The 21,447-nt window shown below is 49.4% G+C and carries 19 protein-coding genes; 7 read left to right on the top strand and 12 right to left on the bottom strand.

Annotation, left to right across the window (positions count from 1 at the left end; translation table 11 throughout):
• Window positions 1–398: 398 nt before the first annotated feature.
• From JYB63_RS20495 to rlmB, 6 genes are all read left to right on the top strand, one after another.
• Entirely contained in the window at window positions 399–1,418 is a 1,020-nt protein-coding gene (locus tag JYB63_RS20495; protein ID WP_205659796.1) for an amino acid ABC transporter substrate-binding protein, read from the top strand.
• Between the two features lie 135 nt (window positions 1,419–1,553).
• Complete coding sequence (locus tag JYB63_RS20490; protein WP_205659795.1) at window positions 1,554–2,744, top strand: amino acid ABC transporter permease; 1,191 nt, start codon at window positions 1,554–1,556, stop codon at window positions 2,742–2,744.
• 11 nt (window positions 2,745–2,755) lie between these two features.
• The gene (locus JYB63_RS20485; protein ID WP_205659794.1) at window positions 2,756–3,856 is read left to right on the top strand and encodes an amino acid ABC transporter permease; all 1,101 of its coding nucleotides are present in this window, start codon (window positions 2,756–2,758) and stop codon (window positions 3,854–3,856) included.
• A gap of 49 nt (window positions 3,857–3,905) precedes the next feature.
• Complete coding sequence (locus JYB63_RS20480) at window positions 3,906–4,634, top strand: amino acid ABC transporter ATP-binding protein (protein ID WP_205659830.1); 729 nt, start codon at window positions 3,906–3,908, stop codon at window positions 4,632–4,634.
• Window positions 4,635–4,765: 131 nt separating this feature from the next.
• Window positions 4,766–5,788 carry a ferrochelatase gene (gene hemH, locus JYB63_RS20475; protein ID WP_205659793.1) on the top strand — a complete coding sequence of 341 codons (1,023 nt, stop codon included), beginning with the start codon at window positions 4,766–4,768 and terminating at the stop codon, window positions 5,786–5,788.
• Complete coding sequence (gene rlmB, locus JYB63_RS20470; RefSeq protein WP_205659792.1) at window positions 5,778–6,515, top strand: 23S rRNA (guanosine(2251)-2'-O)-methyltransferase RlmB; 738 nt, start codon at window positions 5,778–5,780, stop codon at window positions 6,513–6,515. The genes hemH and rlmB overlap by 11 nt, the downstream gene beginning before the upstream one ends.
• Before the next feature lie 65 nt (window positions 6,516–6,580).
• Here rlmB and JYB63_RS20465 read toward each other — a convergent pair whose 3' ends face one another.
• The 10 genes from JYB63_RS20465 to JYB63_RS20420 all read right to left on the bottom strand — a co-directional run bounded on the left by JYB63_RS20465 (window position 6,581) and on the right by JYB63_RS20420 (window position 18,551).
• On the bottom strand, window positions 6,581–7,810 hold the full coding sequence (locus JYB63_RS20465) for an acetate/propionate family kinase (protein ID WP_205659791.1): 1,230 nt from the start codon (window positions 7,808–7,810) through the stop codon (window positions 6,581–6,583).
• Window positions 7,807–8,808 (bottom strand): bifunctional enoyl-CoA hydratase/phosphate acetyltransferase, encoded by a 1,002-nt coding sequence (locus JYB63_RS20460; RefSeq protein WP_336510913.1) that lies wholly within the window; start codon window positions 8,806–8,808, stop codon window positions 7,807–7,809. Before JYB63_RS20460 ends, JYB63_RS20465 begins: the two co-directional genes overlap by 4 nt.
• 124 nt (window positions 8,809–8,932) lie before the next feature.
• Entirely contained in the window at window positions 8,933–9,295 is a 363-nt protein-coding gene (locus JYB63_RS20455; protein ID WP_205659789.1) for a histidine triad nucleotide-binding protein, read from the bottom strand.
• Between the two features lie 115 nt (window positions 9,296–9,410).
• Window positions 9,411–10,928 (bottom strand): SpoVR family protein, encoded by a 1,518-nt coding sequence (locus JYB63_RS20450; RefSeq protein ID WP_205659788.1) that lies wholly within the window; start codon window positions 10,926–10,928, stop codon window positions 9,411–9,413.
• Window positions 10,929–10,934: 6 nt separating this feature from the next.
• Window positions 10,935–12,209, bottom strand: coding sequence for a YeaH/YhbH family protein (locus JYB63_RS20445; RefSeq protein ID WP_205659787.1), 1,275 nt, complete (start codon window positions 12,207–12,209; stop codon window positions 10,935–10,937).
• Between the two features lie 30 nt (window positions 12,210–12,239).
• Window positions 12,240–14,162 carry a PrkA family serine protein kinase gene (locus tag JYB63_RS20440; RefSeq protein WP_205659786.1) on the bottom strand — a complete coding sequence of 641 codons (1,923 nt, stop codon included), beginning with the start codon at window positions 14,160–14,162 and terminating at the stop codon, window positions 12,240–12,242.
• An 87-nt stretch (window positions 14,163–14,249) separates the two neighbouring features.
• The gene (locus JYB63_RS20435; RefSeq protein WP_205659785.1) at window positions 14,250–15,413 is read right to left on the bottom strand and encodes a dihydrolipoamide acetyltransferase family protein; all 1,164 of its coding nucleotides are present in this window, start codon (window positions 15,411–15,413) and stop codon (window positions 14,250–14,252) included.
• Window positions 15,410–16,402, bottom strand: a complete 993-nt coding sequence (locus tag JYB63_RS20430) for an alpha-ketoacid dehydrogenase subunit beta (RefSeq protein ID WP_205659784.1) — start codon at window positions 16,400–16,402, stop codon at window positions 15,410–15,412. The genes JYB63_RS20435 and JYB63_RS20430 overlap by 4 nt, the downstream gene beginning before the upstream one ends.
• Window positions 16,392–17,483 carry a pyruvate dehydrogenase (acetyl-transferring) E1 component subunit alpha gene (gene pdhA / locus JYB63_RS20425; RefSeq protein WP_205659783.1) on the bottom strand — a complete coding sequence of 364 codons (1,092 nt, stop codon included), beginning with the start codon at window positions 17,481–17,483 and terminating at the stop codon, window positions 16,392–16,394. The genes JYB63_RS20430 and pdhA overlap by 11 nt, the downstream gene beginning before the upstream one ends.
• A 21-nt stretch (window positions 17,484–17,504) precedes the next feature.
• Window positions 17,505–18,551, bottom strand: coding sequence for a Leu/Phe/Val dehydrogenase (locus tag JYB63_RS20420; protein WP_205659782.1), 1,047 nt, complete (start codon window positions 18,549–18,551; stop codon window positions 17,505–17,507).
• 472 nt (window positions 18,552–19,023) lie between these two features.
• Between JYB63_RS20420 and JYB63_RS20415 the strand changes: the two genes are divergently transcribed.
• Window positions 19,024–20,226 (top strand): L,D-transpeptidase family protein, encoded by a 1,203-nt coding sequence (locus tag JYB63_RS20415; protein WP_243432091.1) that lies wholly within the window; start codon window positions 19,024–19,026, stop codon window positions 20,224–20,226.
• 45 nt (window positions 20,227–20,271) lie between these two features.
• On the opposite strand, the gene JYB63_RS20410 is transcribed toward JYB63_RS20415, so the two are convergent.
• Together JYB63_RS20410 and JYB63_RS20405 are read right to left on the bottom strand one after the other, a co-directional pair.
• The gene (locus JYB63_RS20410; protein WP_205659780.1) at window positions 20,272–20,718 is read right to left on the bottom strand and encodes a DsrE family protein; all 447 of its coding nucleotides are present in this window, start codon (window positions 20,716–20,718) and stop codon (window positions 20,272–20,274) included.
• Between the two features lie 65 nt (window positions 20,719–20,783).
• Complete coding sequence (locus tag JYB63_RS20405; RefSeq protein WP_205659779.1) at window positions 20,784–21,404, bottom strand: OmpA family protein; 621 nt, start codon at window positions 21,402–21,404, stop codon at window positions 20,784–20,786.
• Window positions 21,405–21,447: the final 43 nt, after the last annotated feature.

Genomic DNA, 21,447 nt, shown 5'->3' with positions numbered 1-21,447 from the left:
AACAGCTTGAATCGCCCCTAACGCCTTTATATTAGGGAGGTTTAATTAAGAAGAAATGATTATGTGCAGAATAATGCACACTTTTTTCGTGCTTTACGACTTATGTAACAGATTTTTTTGCGTCAGTGATAATTACTGGTTTCGCAAGCGAAAACCGAGGAAATATGCTGCTTTAAGCGGTGTTTAAACGGTCATTTAAGTTCCATAGTTTTTACCTGCCGGTCAGTTAGATGTTGTTTTTGTACTATATTTAACCGACAGCTGTGTTGCGCCTGAAAATACCTCATGTTATTAAATTGGGGTGTTTGAATAGCTCATCTTGAATAGATTTACCGTTTCAAGGCTGCACAACAATAATAAAACTGTGTTTGGACAAAACTATCGTGAGGACACTTTCAATGTTCAATAAAAAATTACTGACCGCCGCTGCAGTATCTGCGGCTCTTGCATCTTCTGCATCTTTCGCTGGTACTCTGGACAGCGTTAAAGAGCGTGATTCCCTGCAGTGTGGTGTAAGCTCCGGTGTGCCTGGTTACTCTGTACCGGACGATAAAGGTACCTGGACTGGCCTGGATGTTGACGTATGCCGTGCAATTGCTGCTGCTGTTCTGGGCGATGCCAGCAAAGTTAAGTATATCCCTCTGACAGCGAAAGAGCGTTTTACCGCACTGTCTTCCGGCGAGATTGATGTTTTATCCCGTACCACTACCTGGACACTGACCCGTGACAGCCAGCTGGGTATTAACTTTGCCGGTGTAAACTATTATGACGGTCAGGGCTTCCTGGTGAAGAAAGATCTGGGCGTAAGCAGTGTTAAAGAACTGGACGGTGCAACCATCTGTATCCAGTCCGGTACTACTACTGAGCTGAACACTGCTGACTACTTCAACGCGAACGGTCTGGCACATACGCCGGTAACTTTCGATACTAACGATCAGGCAGCAACTGCATTCGATACTGGCCGTTGTGATGCCTTCACAACTGACTTGTCTCAGGCTTTCGCACTGCGTTCACGCATGGGTGATCCAAACTCTGTTGTAGCGCTGCCGGAAGTAATTTCCAAAGAGCCTCTGGGGCCATCTGTTAAGCAGGCTGATGACCAGTGGTTCAACATGGTTAAGTGGTCTCTGAATGCCATGATCAACGCAGAAGAACTGGGTGTTACTTCTGAAAACGTTGATGACATGAAAGCAAACAGCAAAAACCCAAGCATCCAGCGTCTGCTGGGCGGTTCTGAAGGTCTGTCCAAAGGTCTGGGTGTAGATGATGACTGGGCATACCGCATCGTGAAGCAGGTAGGTAACTACGGCGAGTCTTTCGAGCGTAACCTGGGTGCAAGCTCTCCACTGGGCATTGATCGTGGTATCAACGCACTGTGGAACCAGGGCGGTTTCCTGTACGCGCCACCAATCCGCTAATTTAAATCATTAGCTGAAACCCCGGCAGATCTTTGGTCTGCCGGGGTCATCTTATCAAATAAACCGTCTGATACTCAGATAAGTCGCCGTCTGCAGCACTTGTCGCAGTGGCTATCAGATGAGCGGAGATTTTATATGCCTACCGATCTATCTCGCAGCGCGCCTGTGGGAGAGAAAACTCGTTTTTGGAATGATCCGGCTAAACGAGCAATTCTTTTCCAGGTTCTTCTCATTGGCGCAATCCTTCTCTTTGCCGGATTTCTGATTTCCAATACGCTTAACAACCTTGAACAACGTGGTATCACCACCGGTTTTGGCTTCCTGTCTCAGAAAGCCGGTTTCGGTATTCCACTGACTCTCATCGAGTATAATGAAGCATCTACTTACGGAGCGACTTTCTGGGTCGGTCTGTTAAATACCCTGTTAGTGTCTGTTTTAGGCATTATCGCGGCGACAATCCTTGGTTTTATCATGGGTGTGGCGCGTCTGTCTGATAACTGGTTAATTGCTAAGTTATCGTCGGTGTATATCGAAGTATTCCGTAATATTCCTTTGCTGTTACAGATTTTCTTCTGGTACTTTGCCGTGCTGCGTACATTGCCGTCGCCGCGTCAGAGTATTGAGTTTATGGGTAGCTTCCTGAATATCAGGGGCCTTTCAATGCCTGCTCCGGTCGCGGAGAGTGGTTTCAGCCTGGTAGTGGGCGCTTTCGTAGTTGGGATTGTTCTGACCTTTGTTATGACGCGCTGGGCGCACAAACGCCAGGATGAGACCGGACAGATCTTCCCAACCTTCTGGGCAGGTATTGGTCTGATTGTTGGTTTGCCGCTGGTGGTATTCCTGTTTGCCGGTATGCCGATGCATCTGGATTACCCTGTGCTGAAGGGCTTTAACTTCCGCGGCGGTATGACCCTGATTCCGGAGCTGGTGGCTCTGTGGTTAGCACTGACCATCTATACGGCTGCATTTATCGCAGAGACAGTACGTGCCGGTATTCTTGCGGTGCCTAAAGGGCAGCTTGAAGCGGCATTCGCGCTGGGATTGCCAAAAGTACGTACCCTGCGCCTGATCGTAATCCCTCAGGCGATGCGGGTAATCATTCCGCCGCTGACCAGTCAGTACCTGAACCTGGCGAAGAACTCTTCGCTGGCAGCTGCGGTTGCCTATCCGGATCTTGTGGCGGTATTTGCCGGTACCACACTGAACCAGACAGGACAGGCGGTTGAGATTATGTCGATGACCATGGCAGTTTATCTGACCATGAGTATTCTGACGTCTCTCTTCATGAACTGGTACAACAAGCGCATGTCGCTGATTGAACGATAGGAGGCGGGCTGATGATTAATGAACAACAACCTACTCTGCCCGCACCGGCGAGTACCATTGGCCTGGTAGGCTGGCTGCGCACCAATCTGTTCAACACTCCGCTGAACAGTATTGCAACGATTGTCATGCTTTACCTGTGTTATATCTGGCTGACGCCGATATTTGACTGGGTTTTCATCAGTGCTGACTGGACCGGTACAAGCCGGGAAAGCTGCACCAGTGGCGGTGCATGCTGGGTATTTATCACCCAGCGGATAGACCAGTTTATGTATGGTTTCTATCCGTCAGAAGAAACCTGGCGTCTGGATCTGACCTTCCTGGTCTTTGTTGCCCTGATTGCCTGGCTGGTATGGCCAAACCTGCCTAAGAAAGGTCTGGTTGCGGCATTTACCCTGCTGGTATTCCCGTTCATCGCGTTTGTGCTGCTGAGCGGTGGTTACTTTGGTCTGGAACACGTTGAAACCCATAAGTGGGGCGGCCTGAGCCTGACACTGGTACTGGCTGTCGTCGGTATTGTTGCCGCATTGCCGCTGGGTATCCTGCTGGCACTGGGACGCCGTTCTGAAATGCCGATTGTTCGCGCTATGTCGGTGGCTTATATCGAAATCTGGCGGGGCGTTCCGCTGATCACCGTACTGTTCATGGCATCGGTAATGCTGCCTCTGTTCTTACCTGAGGATATGCACTTCGATAAGCTGCTGCGGGCCCTGATCGGTATCACCATGTTCCAGACTGCTTATATGGCAGAGGTTATCCGTGGTGGTCTTCAGGCAATCCCGAAAGGTCAGTATGAAGCTGCGGATGCACTGGGTCTGGGTTACTGGCAGAAGATGGTAATGATCATTCTTCCACAGGCTCTGAAACTGATGATTCCGGGTGTTGTAAACACCTTTATTGCACTGTTTAAAGATACCAGTCTGGTATTGATTATCGGTCTGTTTGACCTGCTGGCAATTGTGCAGGCTGCGCAGAACGATCCTAAGTGGATTGGTTATGCAACGGAAGGTTATGTGTTTGTTGCCTTCGTATTCTGGATTTTCTGTTTCGGCATGTCCCGTTACAGCCAGCATTTAGAAAGACTGTTGCATACCGGTCACGGAAATCGAGCCTGATTCTGGAGTAAGAATAATGAGTGAAGTAAATAAGCAAGAAGACCAGTTGATGGTTCAGATCCGTAACATGAATAAATGGTATGGTGATTTCCATGTACTGAAGAATATAAATCTGGATGTGCGACGCGGCGAAAAAATCGTTATCTGTGGCCCTTCAGGTTCCGGTAAATCAACCATGATCCGCTGCATCAACCATCTTGAAGAGCATCAGGAAGGGGATATCTTTGTTAACGGCATCGAGCTGGCTTCGGATATCAAAAAGATCGATGCGATCCGTAAAGATGTGGGCATGGTGTTCCAGCACTTTAACCTGTTTCCGCACCTGACCGTGCTTGAGAACTGTGTACTGGCTCCTATCTGGGTGAAGAAGGTTCCGCGTAAGGAAGCAGAAGCGTTAGCGATGCAGTACCTGGAGCGGGTTAAAATTCCTGAGCAGGCGCTGAAGTATCCGGGTCAGCTGTCCGGTGGTCAGCAGCAGCGTGTAGCGATTGCACGTTCACTGTGTATGAACCCTGATGTCATGCTGTTTGATGAGCCGACGTCCGCACTTGACCCTGAGATGATTAAGGAAGTACTGGATGTAATGATCGAGCTGGCACACGAAGGTATGACCATGTTGTGTGTAACACACGAGATGGGCTTCGCGAAAACGGTTGCCGACCGGGTTATCTTCATGGATGGCGGTCAGATTATCGAAGAAAATGAACCACAGGAATTCTTCAACAATCCGCAGCATGAACGTACCCAGCTGTTCTTAAGTCAGATTCTGAATCACTGATCAGATGATCTGAAATCAGAAACGGGCCGTATGGCCCGTTTTTTATGCCCGGAATTTGATGTCGGTCGGCTGTGTTGTCACCGTAATTCTGGGATAATGCCGCCTGAATTACTGATTGTTTAGGAAGATCAATGCCACAGCAAAAACTCGCTGTTGTTCTGGTGAATCTGGGAACGCCGGATGCACCCACCCCCGGGGCCGTTCGCCGCTATCTGAAAGAATTCTTATCTGATGCCCGGGTTGTTGAAGGTAAGGGTATAAGACGGCTGTTCTGGCTCGCGGTACTGAATTTTATAATTCTTAATATCCGGCCTAAAAAAGTGGCGAAGCTCTATGCCAGTATCTGGGATGAGGATTCCCCGTTACGTAAAATTCTTAACCAGCAGGTGGCGGGTTTAAGCGTCCGGTTACAGAATGCATTTCCGGCGGCCAATGTTCAGGTGTTTCCGGCAATGACCTATGGTTCGCCTGGCTTGCAGCAACGCCTGGCGGATCTGTCGGCAGCTGGCTATGAGAAAGTGCTGATTATTCCGTTATATCCCCAGTATTCTGCGACGACCACTGCGCCTGTGTATGATCAGGTGCAGGCATTCCAGCGAAAGCAGCGTAATGTTATGGATATCCGGATTGTGAAGGAGTATCACGACCATCCACTGTACATCAGTGCGCTGGCAGATGGCGTAACGAGCTTTTGGCAGGAAAATGGCCGCAGCGAAAAACTGATTCTTTCTTATCACGGTATTCCGCAGGAATATGCGGATAAAGGTGACCCGTATGCAGTGCAGTGTCAGCAGACCTCCGCTTTACTGGCCGCTAAACTGGGATTGCAGGAAGGTAAGTGGCAGCAGACCTTCCAGTCCCGTTTCGGGCCGATGGAGTGGTTGCAGCCTTATACTGATAAAACCCTGGAGTCGCTTGGTAAGTCCGGCTGTGAATCGGTGGATATCATGTGTCCGGCGTTTGCTGCAGATTGCCTTGAGACCCTTGAGGAAATCACCGTAGAAAACTGTGAAGTTTTTCGCGAAGCCGGTGGTAAGCAATATCAGTATATTCCTGCACTGAATGCCTCACCGATGATGATTGATTTACTGGCTGCGCTGACGGAAGCGCAGGCAAATGACTGGCTACAGGCGGAGAAGAACCATGCAGCTTGATTATATTTTTGGTATTCACGCCGTCACCACTGCATTACAGCGTGATGCAAAGCGTTGCCGTGAACTGCTGGTTCAGAAAGGGCGACAGGATGATAAGGTGCAGAAAATCCTGCATTTGGCGCAAAAGAACGGGCTGAAGTGTACTCAGGTCCAGCGTAAGCAGTTGGACGAGCTGGCCGGCGATGGTGTTCATCAGGGCGTTGTGCTGGGGTGTGAACTGGTACAGGCAAAGAACGAACAGTTTCTGCAGGCGTTGCTTGACCGTACTGAAGAGCCTGCTTTTCTGTTGGTGCTGGATGGCGTAACAGACCCGCATAATCTGGGAGCATGTCTGCGTACTGCCGATGCAGCCGGTGTACATGCGGTAATTGCGCCTAAAGATAAGTCTGCACCATTGAATGCGACGGTCAGTAAAGTGGCCTGTGGTGCTGCTGATGCTGTCCCTTATGTACAGGTGACTAATCTGGCGCGAACTTTAAAAGATCTTCAGCAGCGGGGTATCTGGATTACCGGAACTGCCGGTGAGGCAGAAGTGATGGTATATGACGCTGACCTCAAAGGTCCGATGGCGCTGGTGATGGGCGCTGAGGGTAAAGGGTTGCGTCGCTTAACCCGGGAGCATTGCGATCATCTGATTAAAATCCCGATGGCCGGTGAGGTCAGTAGTCTGAATGTTTCCGTTGCGACAGGCGTATGCTTGTTCGAGGCAGTACGTCAGCGGCGATAATCAACCCTGTATCGCTAACAAAAGAATGCCGGATAAATATCCGGCATTTTGTCTTCTTTTCTTTATTAAACGGCAGCCTGTTCTTCCCGGGCAGCAAGCCAGTCCATCACTTCTTCAGTATGTCGGGCAATCATGGCCTCTTCGTTGGTAGCAATGACCCGGACGCTGACAGTACTGTCTGACGTGCTTATGCTGGCCATGTTATTACTGTTTGCCAGGTCATTTATTTTAATGCCAAGCCAGGCGCTGCGCTGACAAATCTGTTCGCGTATGTAGCTATCGTTCTCTCCGACACCGCCGGTAAACACCAGTTGCTGAAGCCCACCTAATGCTGCACTTAAGCGGCCAATTTCAAGTGCTGCACGGTAGCAGAACATATCAATGGCTTCCTGGGCATGGGGATTATCACTGTGCCGCAGGGTTAGCATATCGGCGCTCTCTCCGGATACTCCCAGCCAGCCACTTTGCTGATAAAGTACATTTTCCAGCTGGTCGTTATCTAACTGGTAGTGACGCTGTAAAAACAGTAAAACACCGGGATCAATGGTACCGCACCTAGTGCCCATTGGCAGACCTTCTACAGCGGTAAAGCCCATGCTGGAAGCGACTGATTTACCGTCTTTGATGGCACACATGCTGGCACCGGCACCGAGATGGCAAACGATGGTATTGGCCTGCTTGTCCGGCTCAGGCAGCTCTTCCAGTTTATGATTAATGAATTCATAAGACAGGCCGTGAAAACCGTATTTATGGATACCTGCTTCGCTGTATTCCCGGGGAATGGCGTAATACTTTTCTTCCGGTGCGTGGCCATGGTGGAACATTGTATCGAAGCTGGCTACCTGAATAGCGGAGGGGACCAGCTGCTGGCAGACTTCAATCAGTTTCAGGTTGTAAGGCTGATGCAGAGGTGCCAGAGGAATCAGCTGTTCCAGCTCTTCCATTACCTCGTCGGTGACCAGTACCGGTGCGGTAAAGGTTTCTCCACCGTGAACGACCCGGTGGCCAAATGCGCTGATTTCGCCATCCAGAAACTGAGCATCAATCCATTCCATGACGTACTTAAGGCAAGCCTGGTGGCGCTCTTCCCGGGGGATGTCTGACAGTGGTAAGTCGTTTTTCTCAACGCTGGCTTCGCGGCCAAAGGCCTTGTCACGGCGGATCAGCACCTGGGCTTTTTCGAGAATATTGCTGAACCGGAACCGGTACAGGCATTCATCGTGGTCAGCATAACGAATAAAAAGGGCGCATTTGAGGCTGGAGGAGCCACCGTTAACGGTAAGAATTAAACTCATGAGTTTGTCAGAATCTCTCTTAGGGATTGTTGCGAATGTTGTACGATCAGTGAGGCCAGCGCGCAGGAAGTCAGGCGGGCTTCGCTGCCGTCAGCACGGCTGTTCAGTATGACGGGGACGCTGGCGCCCAGTAACAGTCCCGCTGAGCGGGCATCGGCCAGGTAGATCAGTTGTTTTGCCAGCATATTAGCGGCTTCCTGGTCCGGGGCGAGCAGGATGTCTGCATCACCGCTCACGGGGGATTGAATGTGTTTATCCCGTGCAGCCTGCAGGGAGATGGCATTATCGAAAGCCAGTGGGCCGTCAATAATGGCATTCTGAATTTGCTGGCGGTCTGCCATTTTGCATAAAGCTGCTGCGTCCAGCGTGCTGGGCATTGCCGGCTTCACCTTTTCAACGGCAGCCAGAACAGCAGCTTTCGGGCTGGAAATGCCCAGTGCCCGGCAAAAGTCGATGGCATTTTGCAGGATGTCAGCTTTGGCCATCAGGTCAGGTGTGACGTTAATGGCAGCATCTGTAATCACCAGCGGTTTATGGTAACGGGGGATATCCAGTAAAAAGACGTGGCTTAGACGGCGTTCCGTTCTCAAGCCTGATGCTTTATTTAAAATGGCGCTAAGCAGCTCTGCCGTTGCCAGATCACCTTTCATCAGTGCCTGAACGTCACCGGTTTTGGCAAGTTCCACGGCCTTTTCAGCGGCCGCGTGGCTGTGCGGTGTATCGATGATCCGGTAATGATCAACAGGACGCTTCAGCTGTTCAGCCTGGGCCTGTATACGGGCCGCCGGTCCCACCAGTATTGGTGTGATAATTCCCTGTTCTGCAGCATCCAGTGCACCGCTCAGACCGTTGGGTTCTACCGGATGAACGATCGCTGTTATTACAGGTGGATGCTGTTTTGACTGGCTGATTATGTCATCAAGGCGGGAGGGCATCATCGTAGCCGTTCTCTGCTCGGTTAAATCGTTGGCTGTATTTTGCGCTGCTCTATGTTGCACTGCAATATAAAAGCCTCCGATTTTGGGTAACTGCGCTTAAGAGTGATTGTTTATTGATGTGCGACAAAAGTTGAATACGCAAAAAGCGGGAATGTCCGGCAGCGCTGTGCCGGACAGGCAGGGATCAGGCTGTCTTAAGTTTTTCCTGATAGGGTGGCCAGCCCATGGGTTTGCCGCCCAGCAGATGCAGGTGGATGTGATAGACCGTCTGTCCGCCGTCTTCATTACAGTTAAATACCGTACGGTAGCCGTCATCTGCAAATCCTGCCTGCTTAGCAATTTTTGCAGCGGTGGCGACCATGTGACCCACCAGTTCGCAGTCCTGGGCTTCAATATCGTTGATGGTTGCGATGTGTTTACGGGGAATGATCAGTACGTGGGTAGGTGCTTCAGGATTAATGTCGTTGAATGCAATTACCTTATCGTCTTCATAAACGATCTGGGCGGGGATTTCCTGATTAAGGATTTTACAGAAAAGGCAGTCCATGGTGCTTCCTTAAATAGTGTCTCGTTGGCTATGTTGATGATACTAATCGCGGCGGCGCGAATTAGCCAGCAGACATATAAAGAGCCAGCGCCTGATAAACAGGCGCTGTGACAGGTTATTCAGCCATTGCCGGCTCCGGTTGTGGCGGACAGTGATAGCTTTTATGGACATTCCCTTCAGGGGTAACGGATTCGAGGTGTATATCAAACCCCCAGAGTACGTGAAGGTGTTTCATAACCTCCTGAGTGGAGTCTCCCATTGGTTGTCCGTTGTGTATGTAGTGGCGCAGTGTCAGGGATCGGTCTCCGCGAACATTCACGTTATATACCTGAATATTGGGTTCCCGGTTACCGATATTGTACTGAGCAGCCAGATTTTCACGGACTCTCTGATAGCCGCTGCTGTTGTGGATAGCGCTGACCTGCAAGGTATTGCTGCGGCTGTCATCGTCGATAGTGAATAATTTAAGTTCGCGAATCATGTTGGGTGACAGGAACTGCAGGATAAAGCTTTCATCCTTATAGTTGCGCATGGCGTCCTGAATGGTGTCGTTCCAATCACTGCCGGCAATGTCTGGGAACCATTCCCTGTCTTCATCTGTTGGGTTTTCACAGATCCGGCGAATGTCCTGCATCATCCCGTAGCCCAGTGCATAAGGGTTTATGCCACTGAAGTAGGGGGCATCAAAGGGGGGCTGAAACACCACGCTGGTATGAGAGTGGAGGAATTCCATGATGAAACCGTCTGTTACCAGGCCTTCATCGTGGAGGTGATGCAGAATGGTGTAATGCCAGAAACAGGCCCAGCCTTCGTTCATCACCTGGGTCTGACGCTGTGGGTAAAAATACTGGGCAATCTTACGGACGATACGTACCAGCTCCCGCTGCCAGGATTCAAGTAATGGTGCATTTTTTTCAACAAAGTAAAGTAAGTTTTCTTCAGGGTCGCTGGGGAAGCGAACCTCTTTAACAACTTCTTCTTCGTCTTTTTTGGGGATGGTATTCCAGAGCTGGTTAATATGACGCTGGACGTATTCTTCACGCTCTGCCTGACGGGCTTTTTCTTCATCAGGCGTAATTGGCTGAGGACGCTGGTAGCGATTGACGCCGTAGTTCATTAACGCGTGGCAGGCATCAAGTATTTGTTCGACAGCTTCCAGACCGTGCCGCTCTTCACACTTGGCAATGTAGTTTTTTGCGAATAACAGATAATCGATAATGGCAGAGGCATCTGTCCAGGTCCGGAACAGGTAGTTGCCTTTGAAGAACGAGTTATGACCGTAGCAAGCGTGGGCAATAACCAGTGCCTGCATGGTCATGGTGTTTTCTTCCATGAGGTAGGATATACACGGGTCTGAATTGATCACAATCTCATAGGCAAGGCCCATCTGGCCGCGCCGGTACTGCTGTTCTGTGGAAACGAACTGTTTGCCGTATGACCAGTGGTTGTAGTTCAGCGGCATCCCGACTGATGAATATGCATCCATCATCTGTTCTGAGGTGATGACTTCTATCTGGTTAGGGTACGTATCCAGCCCGTAGTGTTTAGCCACCCGGGCGATTTCAGTATCGTATTTCTGGATCAGTTCGAATGTCCATTCTGACCCGGTAGAAATCGGCTCGCGCTTCTTCATATTAGGTCACTCCTTTTTTTCGAACAGTTTACGGAAGACCGGATAGATATCTGCCGCTTCTGTAATGTTATGCATGGCAAAACTTTCTTCGAACTGCTCCTGTATCTGCTGGTATTCCAGCCAGAGGTTTTGGGGTGGGCCTGTGGTGATTTCTATATAGGCGAAATACTGGGTAAGTGGCAGGATTTGTTCCTGCAGTACCTGACGGCAAATATGTGAATCGCCATCCCAGTTGTCGCCGTCTGAAGCCTGGGCTACATAGATGTTCCAGTCATTGCTTGGGTAGCGGTCGCGGATAATGTCTGCAGACAGGTTCAGTGCACTGGAGACAATGGTACCGCCGGTTTCGCGGGAATAGAAAAACTCCTGTTCATCCACTTCCTTGGCATGGGTGTGATGTCGTACAAATACCAGTTCAATCTGCTTGTAGTTCCGGTTAAGAAACAGGTAAAGGAGAATGAAAAAACGTTTGGCGATGTCTTTTATCGATTGGGTCATAGAGCCTGACACGTCCATGATGCAGAGCATCATCGCTTTACTGCTGGGAACAGGGGTGCGTATCAGGTTGTTATATTTAAGATCAAACTCATCGATAAACGGCATGCGTTTAATGCGTTTTTGCAGGGCTTCGATTTGAGCCTCGATATCGCTTATTTTCAGGGCTGCTTCGTCATCGGGCAGCATAGTTTGCAGCTGCGCCAGTTCTTTTTTCAGTACTCTTATTTCCCGGCGTTCCTTGCCGGATAAAGCAATACGGCGTGCCTGAGCCGAACGCAGAGAGCGGACAACGTTAAGCTTGTCCGGGGAGCCGACATTGGTGAATCCTGCCCGGCGGGTTTCAAAGCTGGTGGCATCACGCAACTGTTTTTTGATCATGTAGGGCAGCTCTAGATCTTCAAACATGAAGTCGAGAAACTCTTCCTGATTGATCTGGAAGGTGAAGTCGTCTTCACCTTCCCCCTGGTTGCTGGCGGAGCCTTCACCGGCACCGCCGCCTCCGCCACCTTGTGGGCGTTCGATTTCATCCCCGACAACAAATTCTTTGTTGCCCGGGAATACCCGTTGCCTGAAACCACCGTCACCGTGATGAAACACCGGTTCAGAGACATCTTTATTCGGAATAGATATTTCACTGCCCTGGTTGATGTCGGTGATGCTGCGGCTGTTTACCGCTTCTTCCACTGAACGCTTAATATGCGCTTTGTACCGCCGTAAAAAGCGCTGGCGATTCACGGTACTCTTCTTCTTCGCGTTGAGGCGACGGTCAATGATATAACTCATACTCGTCCTCCAGCTGTTTTCAGGGGGCAGTTACTGCGATTTTCTGACCCGTATATACCATTCAGACAACAAGCGAACCTGTTTCTCTGTATAACCCCGTTCGGTCATACGTTTCACGAACTCGCTGTGTTTCTTCTGGTCTTCGCTGGATGCCTTCGGATTGAAGGAAATGACCGGCAACAGATCTTCTGTATTAGAGAACATTTTCTTCTCGATGACCGTACGCATTTTTTCGTAGCTGTTCCAGGCCGGGTTCTTGCCTTTGTTGTCAGCCCGGGCGCGGAGCACGAAATTGACGATTTCATGGCGGAAGTCTTTCGGATTACTGATACCGGCCGGCTTCTCGATTTTTTCAAGCTCTTCGCTGATCGCTACCCGGTTAAGAATATCGCCGGTTTCCGGATCTCTGTATTCCTGATCCTGAATCCAGAAGTCGGCGTAGGTAACATAACGGTCGAAGATGTTCTGGCCGTATTCTGAATAGGATTCAAGATAAGCGGTCTGGATTTCTTTACCCAGGAATTCGATATATTTCGGTGCAATATATTCTTTCAGAAAGCCAATCAGGCGTTCCTGTACTTCAGCCGGGAATTGCTGTTGTTCAATTTGCTGTTCCAGTACATACATCAGGTGTACGGGGTTAGCGGCAATTTCCACAGGATCGAAGTTAAATACCTTGGACAGAATCTTAAAGGCAAAACGGGTTGATAAACCTTCCATGCCTTCATCCACACCGGCAGAGTCTTTATATTCCTGCAGGGATTTAGCTTTCGGATCAGTATCTTTCAGGTTTTCACCGTCATAAATACGCATCTTCGAGAATGTATTGGAGTTTTCCGGTTCTTTTATCCGTGACAGTACTGAGAACTGTGCCAGCATATGCAATGTATCCGGTGCACACGGAGCATTACGTAACGAGCTGTGTTCCAGCAGTTTCTGATAAATATGGATCTCTTCAGAGACACGCATGCAATAAGGCACTTTGACGATATATACCCGGTCAATGAATGCCTCATTGGTTTTGTTGTTTTTAAAGCTCTGCCATTCTGACTCGTTAGAGTGTGCCAGCAGTATGCCTTCGAACGGGATGGATGCCATCCCCTCTGTACTGTTGTAGTTACCTTCCTGTGTGGCTGTCAGTAACGGGTGCAGTACTTTAATCGGTGCCTTAAACATCTCAACGAATTCCATCATACCCTGGTTGGCATGACACAGTGCGCCGGAGAAGCTGTAAGCATCGGGATCGTGCTGTGGATATTCTTCCAGCATCCGGATATCTACTTTACCCACAAGGCTGGAAATATCCTGGTTGTTCTCGTCACCGGGTTCCGTTTTGGCGATGGCAATCTGATTCAGGATCGACGGATACAGTTTAACTACTTTGAACTGGCTGATATCACCGCCAAATTCGTTCAGGCGCTTCACTGCCCAGGGGGACATCAGGCCTTTCAGATAGCGGCGGGGGATACCGTACTCTTCTTCAAGAATATCGGCGTCTTCAGCCGGGTTGAAAAGCCCCAGCGGTGACTCGTTGATCGGAGAGCCTTTGATCGCATAGAACGGAATATGCTCCATTAATGCTTTCAGACGTTCTGCCAGTGAAGATTTACCGCCACCTACCGGGCCAAGCAGGTACAGAATCTGTTTACGTTCTTCCAGGCCCTGCGCCGCATGTTTGAAGTAAGAAACAATCTGTTCGATGGCATCTTCCATGCCGTAGAACTCATCGAAAGAAGGGTAGCGCTGGATCAGTTTGTTAGAGAAGATCCGGCTTAATCTTGGGTCCAGTGATGTATCAATCAGTTCAGGCTCGCCGATGGCATCCAGGATACGTTCTGCAGCACTGGCGTAGGCCATCGGATCTTCTTTACAGATGTCCAGGTACTCTTGCAGGGTGTATTCCTGTTCTTGCGTGGCATCAAAGCGTGCTTTGTATTGTTCAAAAATATTCATGTCCCACCTTCCTTAAACGTGAATTAAATTGTCTTACTTAAGGACTCATAACGCTTTTCTCGGTCAACCTTTATTAATCAGTGTAGTTCAAGATTGCTCTTCCCTGACGAAATTTTCCTCATTTTGTGTTGAATCAACTATTTGATTTTTAATCAGATCCTCTTTAACAGCCCGCATGAAACGGGCGGCTTCGCCTCCGGTTGCTGCACGGTGATCGAAGGTCAGGGAGAGAGGCAGAGTGGGTTGCATTTCGAGCTCATCCTGAGCATTTACGCAGGCCGTCATGTAGATAGCGCCGGCACCGAGAATGGCAACTGTTGGCGGTACGACAATCGGGTTTGCATAGCGTCCGGCAATGGTTCCGAAGTTGGAAAGGGTAATCGTGTTACCGGTCAGTTCAGCGGGTGGAATGGTCCGGTTGATGACATCCTTACGCAGGTTATCAAGGCCCTGTCGCAGGTCATTCAGATCTCTGTTGCCGATATCTCTCATGACAGGCACAAACAGCCCCTGTTCAGTATCAACCGCCACGCCGAGATGAATCTTGCTGTGCAACCGTCTGGCCAGCCGGGGGCCATCAAACCATGCGTTGAGTGAAGGTTCAGCGCGGCAACCGGCGGCAATGGCATGCATCAGCCGCATGGTTATATCCTGCTTACCCTCCCAGGCACTGATATTAACGTCATCGTTCAGGGTAACGGGCACCACTTCAGCCTGCGCACGGGCCATGTTTTTGGCCATTTGTTTACGTACGCCACGAAGCGGTTCAGCTTTACCGTGTAACTGATCAAGGTGGGCCGCATGCTCAATGTCCCTCGGAGTTATATGCCCGTCGTGTCCGCTTCCCTGCAGCTGATTGATATCCACCCCCAGACGCTGTGCAAGTGCTCTGACCGCCGGGGTCATTTGTGGCTGGTGGTTTTGTGTGCTGGGGGCTGCACCAATATAAAAATGATCATCTGTGCTGCTGGCTTCCTGAGTGAGTTTGCCGACGACGGTACCGCTGTCGGCATCTTCTTCGCCGGCGAACTCGATCAGGGGTTCCCCGGTATGGATAGTGTCGCCGGCGGCACCAAACAGATGGGCGATGGTACCGTCCTGAGGGGAAGGGATCTCGATGATTGCTTTTGCCGTTTCGACCGAGACGAGTACCTGGTCGGTTTTGACGGTATCACCTTCCTGTATGAGCCATTCCAGAATTTCGGCTTCCGGTAAGCCTTCGCCTAGATCCGGTAATTTGAAATACTTCATGCGAACTCCAGTGTTGTCTGAACTGCTGCTAGAATGTCGGCCGTGTTGGGCATATATTGCTGCTCAAGCTTGTAGTAAGGCATGACGGTGTCGTAACCGGTCACACGCTGTACCGGTGCTTTGAGGCTGAGCAGGGCTCTTTCTGCAATGGTGGCAGAAATTTCAGCGCCGACTGCGCAGCTTTTGGGGGCTTCGTGGATAATCACACACCGGCCGGTTTTAGCCACAGAAGAGAGAATGGTGTCGTGATCCAGCGGATTCATACAGGCAACATCGATGACTTCACATTCGATGTTCTGTTCTTTAAGGGTGTCAGCTGCTTCAAGGGTTTCTTTAATCATGGCGCCCCAGCTCACCAGAGTGATGTCGTTACCTTCCCGGAGGGTGAAGCAGGTATCCAGTGGCAAGGCCTGGCCATTATCTTCTACGGGCTGTGCACTGAGCCGGTAGATTCGCTTGGGCTCAAGAAAAACTACCGGGTCAGGATTGCGGATTGCTGCCAGCAGGAGGCCGTATGCACGGGCGGGGGATGAAGGGATCACAACCCTGATGCCCGGAATATGCGCCAGCAGTGCCTCTGTGCTTTCTGAATGATGCTCCGGAGCGTGAATACCACCACCGAAAGGCGCGCGGATGACCATCGGGCAACTGAGGCGTCCCCGGGTGCGGTTACGCATCCGTGCACCATGGCAGATCAGTTGCTCCATGGTTGGGAAGATGAATCCCATGAACTGAATTTCAGCAACCGGTTTTAATCCCTGAGTAGCCATACCGATGCTCACGCCGGCAATCATGTTTTCTGCAAGAGGTGTATCGAGTACCCGTTTTAGTCCAAATGCTTCACGAAGGCCTACCGTGGCCCGGAAGACACCGCCGTTAGTACCAACGTCTTCTCCCAGTACGATAACGGTTTCGTCTTTTTGCATTTCAGACATCAGTGCCAGGTTGACGGCTTCTACCATGGTAACGTTATGGATTTCATGACTCATGATGTGATCCTCCCGTCATCGCTTTAATGGTTGCGCTGGTACGTTGTTCCTGAAGTGCTTTAGGCAGTTCTGCATAGAGGTAATCAAAGATGCTTTCTACCGGCTGGGTATCCATGTTCAGATACGTATCAACCTGATCCTGAATGATTTGCTGAACTTCATTCAGCCAGGCCTGTTCCTGAACTTCGTCCCACCATCCGTTCGCAACCAGATAGTTCTGTAAGCGTTTAACCGGTTCTTTTTGCCAGGCTGCTTTGAGCTCATCGTTGTGACGGTATCGGGTCGCATCATCAGCGGTTGTATGATCGCTCAGCCGATAACTGATGGCTTCAATAAGCGTGGCGCCTTTACCGTCGCGGGCATGCTTCAGTGCATCTGCCATTGCTTCGTGAATGGCGATGACATCATTACCGTCAATTTGCTCACACCGGATGCCTGCCCCGAGACCTTTTTGTGCCAGTGTTTCAGCGCCGCACTGAATGCTTCTGGGTACAGAAATAGCCCACTGATTGTTATTTACGAAAAACACCACCGGTAATTGCCAGGCACCTGCAAGGTTAAGGGCTTCCATAAAGTCGCCTTTAGAGGTAGCGCCGTCACCACAAAAGGTGACCGCGACGCGTTTTTCTCCGCGAATTTTGAATGCGGTTGCTACCCCTGTGGCATGCAGGCTTTGAGTGGCAATCGGAACCGCGTTGGGAAAATCTTCTCCGTAGCCGGGAGAAGCACTGCCCCGCTCATCACCGCCCCAGTAGTTAAGAATGTCGAGTATCTCTGCACCACGGATTATTTGCAGAGAGTGATTGCGGTAATAGGGGACCAGTACGTCGCCCTGCTGCATGAGTTCTCCGCTGACCGCATCCATGGCCTCTGCGCCCAGCATTGAAGGGTAGGTCCCCATCTGTCCTGTGCGCTGCAGAGCAATGATTTTAGTGTCAAGTTGCCGTGCGAGTACCATATTGCGGTAGTAGCTTTGCAGGGTTTCGGGCTGTCTGGCCCAGCCAGGCAGTTCTGCTACCGGGGTGCCCTGTTCGTCCAGAAAACGGCGAAACTGTATCTCGCCCTGATATACCTGTGTCATCTGCTGCACTCCTGTAGGGTTTCAGGCTGCCTGAAAGTGACCCGAATCTGCCTGTTGAATAATCTCTGATGCACGCTGATCCGCTACATCACTGATAACCTGATTGCTTTGTCTGGCCTCCATGTACAGGTCTGATAACGTGTCAAAAATTCCGGCTATTTTGGATTCGATGGCAACGTCAGACTGCTGTTGATAACGCATGGCAACAAACATCAAACCACCGGCATTAATGACGTAGTCCGGTGCGTACAGTATGTTTCGCTGCTTTAATTGCAGGCCTGTTTCAGGTGTCTCTAACTGGTTGTTTGCAGAGCCGGCAATGCTGTTACAGCGTAACCGGGGTAGGGTATCGGCATTGATTACTGCTCCCAGTCCACATGGACTGAATACGTCGCAATTCACATCGTAGATCTCTTCAGGCCTGCAAATTGCTGCATTGAGTTGTTGCCTGGCCTGCAGCATCTTGTTGTCATCAATATCTGTAACGGTCAGATGGGCACCGGCCTGATGAAGCCGGTAAGCCAGATTAAGGCCAACATGACCAAGGCCCTGGATGGCGATGTGTCTTCCTTTCAGAGAGTCACTTCCGGTGGTGTATTGCAGATTTGCCCGGATACCGGCAAAGACGCCTCTGGCGGTTGCGGGAGAAGGGTCTCCCATATGTTGTGTGCATGATACATAGGATGTCTGAGTGGCGATGTCATCCATGTCATCCACCAGAGTACCGCTGTCCATGGCGGTAATATACTGACCGCTGAGGCTGTCAATGGCGTGGCCAAAGCTGCGCATCAGAGCATGCCGGTCTTTAAGGTTGCCCGGTCGGATGATAACGGCTTTGCCGCCACCAAATGGCAGCCCGGCTAAAGCTGCCTTATAGCTCATACCTTTTGCCAGCCGGATAGCATCCGTGATGGCATCATCGTCTGTACCGTAGGGAATAAACCGGCAGCCGCCGAGGGCCGGGCCGCGTACTGTGCTGTGAATAGCAACAACGGCTCGTAATTCGGTGCTAGGGTCGCTGAAAAAATGCAGTTGTTCCAGCGCGTCGGTTTCCATTTGTTTAAACATGACGGGATCCTCCGTACGCATAAAACTTTGGAAATTCCTGGTTGAACTGATAAATCAACCGGAACTGAATTTACTAGCGTTTAATAATTGGATAGCACAGGATTCAGTAAAGTTCAGCTGACAATTGTTTATTTTATATACTGTTTTTTTATGTGAGACACGATAAACCCCCGCACCGTGCTGCTTTCAGGGAAATATAAAAAATGATCATTATGGCAGTTAAAACTGAGATGCAGAGAAGACGGTGAATCTATAAAGCGGTATATTTTTGTTGTGCGCTAACCTAACCGTTTAATCAGACTGTGGTTATCCTTTTCGGGAATATCTTAAGAATTATATAATCACAGGGGTTTGTAATCGCTAACATTCATGTTTGCGGCGAATGTACAGAGCTGTATAATTCGGTCACAAATAGCATCAGGGCCTGGTTGATTTCATAATGATACGAAGATTTATTAATCAAGGAGCGTCGTTGCGACGCAGTGTCAGTTTACTGACCTTTTGTGCTTGTTTTTCAACGTCACTGGTTGCAGATGAGATTACTTATGCTGATCAGACACTGGACCGCGAAACATTATTGTTATCGAGCCTGGGTGACTTGCAGCAAAACCAGTTGAACGGTGCTGTTGATAAGCTGAAGACGCTGATAGATGAGCAGCCTGATTTCCGTCTGGCCCAGCTTATTTATGCTGATCTGATGGCTGCACAGGGAGCCCCGCTGAGCACTGTTGGTAATAATAAAACAGATGCTGATGCCAAAGCTTTGAGCGGGCTTATTAAAGAAGCCAAGGCGCGGGTGAATATTGCATCGGTTCGTCCTGATACCGGACTGATTCCTTCCAGCCTGATCAAAATGTCTGACGATCAGGAACATGTCATTGTTATTGATATATCCAGTTCCCGCTTATATCTGTTTGAAAATCAACAGGGCATTCCCGTTTTAATCAAAGATTATTATGTGTCGTATGGTCGCGGCGGGGTTAATAAGCGTGTTCGGGGCGATTTAAAAACGCCACTGGGTGTATATTTTACAACCGGCAGGCTGACTGATGAGCAATTGCCAGCCCGTTATGGTTCAGGTGCATTACCAATTAACTATCCGAATGTCTGGGATGTTCGCCACGGTTATAACGGCAGCGGTATCTGGTTGCACGGATCTCCAAAAGATACTTTCAGCCGCCCACCGCAGGCAAGTGAAGGTTGTGTTTCATTAACGAATGAACATTTCGCTGAGCTGGATGGCATTATTGACTTTAATGCGACCCCGGTACTGTTGGGCACCAGTTTTGAATGGATCGATCAGCAAAACTGGCTGGAAAAGCAGGAAGAGTTGATTCGGGTTGTGAATAACTGGCGGGATGACTGGCAAAGTCTGGATACAGATAAATTTGTCAGCCATTATTCCCGTGATTTTGATAACGGTAAAGAAGACTATAAGCGTTTCGTTGCCCATAAACGCCGGGTAAATGCGGCGAAATCTTTTATTGATGTGGATATCGACAACCTGAGTTTATATCAGTATCCGGATCAGCCAGATTTATTAGTTGCATCGTTTGAGCAAAGTTACAGCAGTAATAACTATAACGGTGACAGCATTAAGCGTCAGTATTGGGTGAAGCAGGACGGCAAATGGAAAATTGCTTATGAAGGTGCTCCCGGCAAAGGGATACCATAGGTCTTTACAGATAGTATTTAAAACCACGTAATTTACGTGGTTTTTTTATGGGCGTACGTAAATATATCCTTGCTGTTGTAAAGCAACGATAGCAGGTAATCCTGCCTGAACCCGGTCTTCAGCTTCTGCACCGTATATATCATCAATTGTTTTGTTATAAGCGTCGAGTGTATTCCCACAGAATAATAACTGTGCACCTTCCAGTCTGATGGTATCAAGGAGGATTTGTTTCGCTTCATCTTCACTGGCGGAAAGGAAGTATTCCAGGGTATCACCGTGAATCATAACTTTAAGGTCTATGTTCTCTTCACCAACGGCGGCAAGGTGATTGCTTATATTTGTGAAGGTGGCATTTATGCGGGAAGCTTCAGAATAATTTATATGATAAATGACTTTTTGGGGTGGGTAAGTTTGTTCAGCAAAGCTGGTATTAATGGTTATGCTGACCAGTAATACAGCGGCTGTAAGGATGCGGTACAGAAAGATAGACATAAAAAAACCGATAGTTTCGTTAAAAATATAACGAATAGCCTATCGGTTTTTTTACTGTCAGGGAATTACTGGCTAACAGTAACCTTGTTCTGACCTTCGATTACAACTTCTACACGACGGTTAGCGCGCAGGCAGCTGATCTGGCTAGCGCCTGATTCAGCACAAGTGCGAACAGGGTCTGCTTCACCGTAGTGGTGAGAAACGATGTTAGAAGTGCTAACACCTGCATTAGTCAGTGCAGCTTCTACCGCTTTAACACGACGCTCAGACAGCGCGTTGTTGTAGTTGTTGCTACCGATATCATCGGTGTAACCGCTTAAACGGATTGCATCCAGCTTTTCCAGAGAGTTCGCGTAGTTAGCGATGTCACTAACGGAATCTACTTTAGAGCTGTCAAAAGCGAAGTTAACAACAAATGATTTAGTTTCAGAAACCATCATCACTTTAGTTTTTGGCTCTTCTTTAGCCATAACTTTTGGTGCTGGTTCTGGTGCCGGTTCTGCGCCACAGTCAACAGTACGGTCTTCAGCTTTGAACTCGGAAATCTGCCAGCATTCACCGGCGCTTGTTTTCCAGTTAGTGTCAGAAGAGTTTACTGCGTAACCAGTATGATCGTTGTGTGCCTGGGCAACACCGGAAAGGCCCATTGCTGTGATTAAACCAGCGCACAGTGCAAGCTTTTTCATTGTTATACGTCCTTATGAGAGATCAAATAAAATCGGGTACATA

The organism is Aliamphritea spongicola, assembly GCF_017051665.1.
In the GTDB taxonomy this organism is placed as follows: Bacteria; Pseudomonadota; Gammaproteobacteria; order Pseudomonadales; family Balneatricaceae; genus Amphritea; species Amphritea spongicola.
Note: the sequence above shows the minus strand (reverse complement) of the source record. Positions and strands in the feature narration are given on the sequence as shown.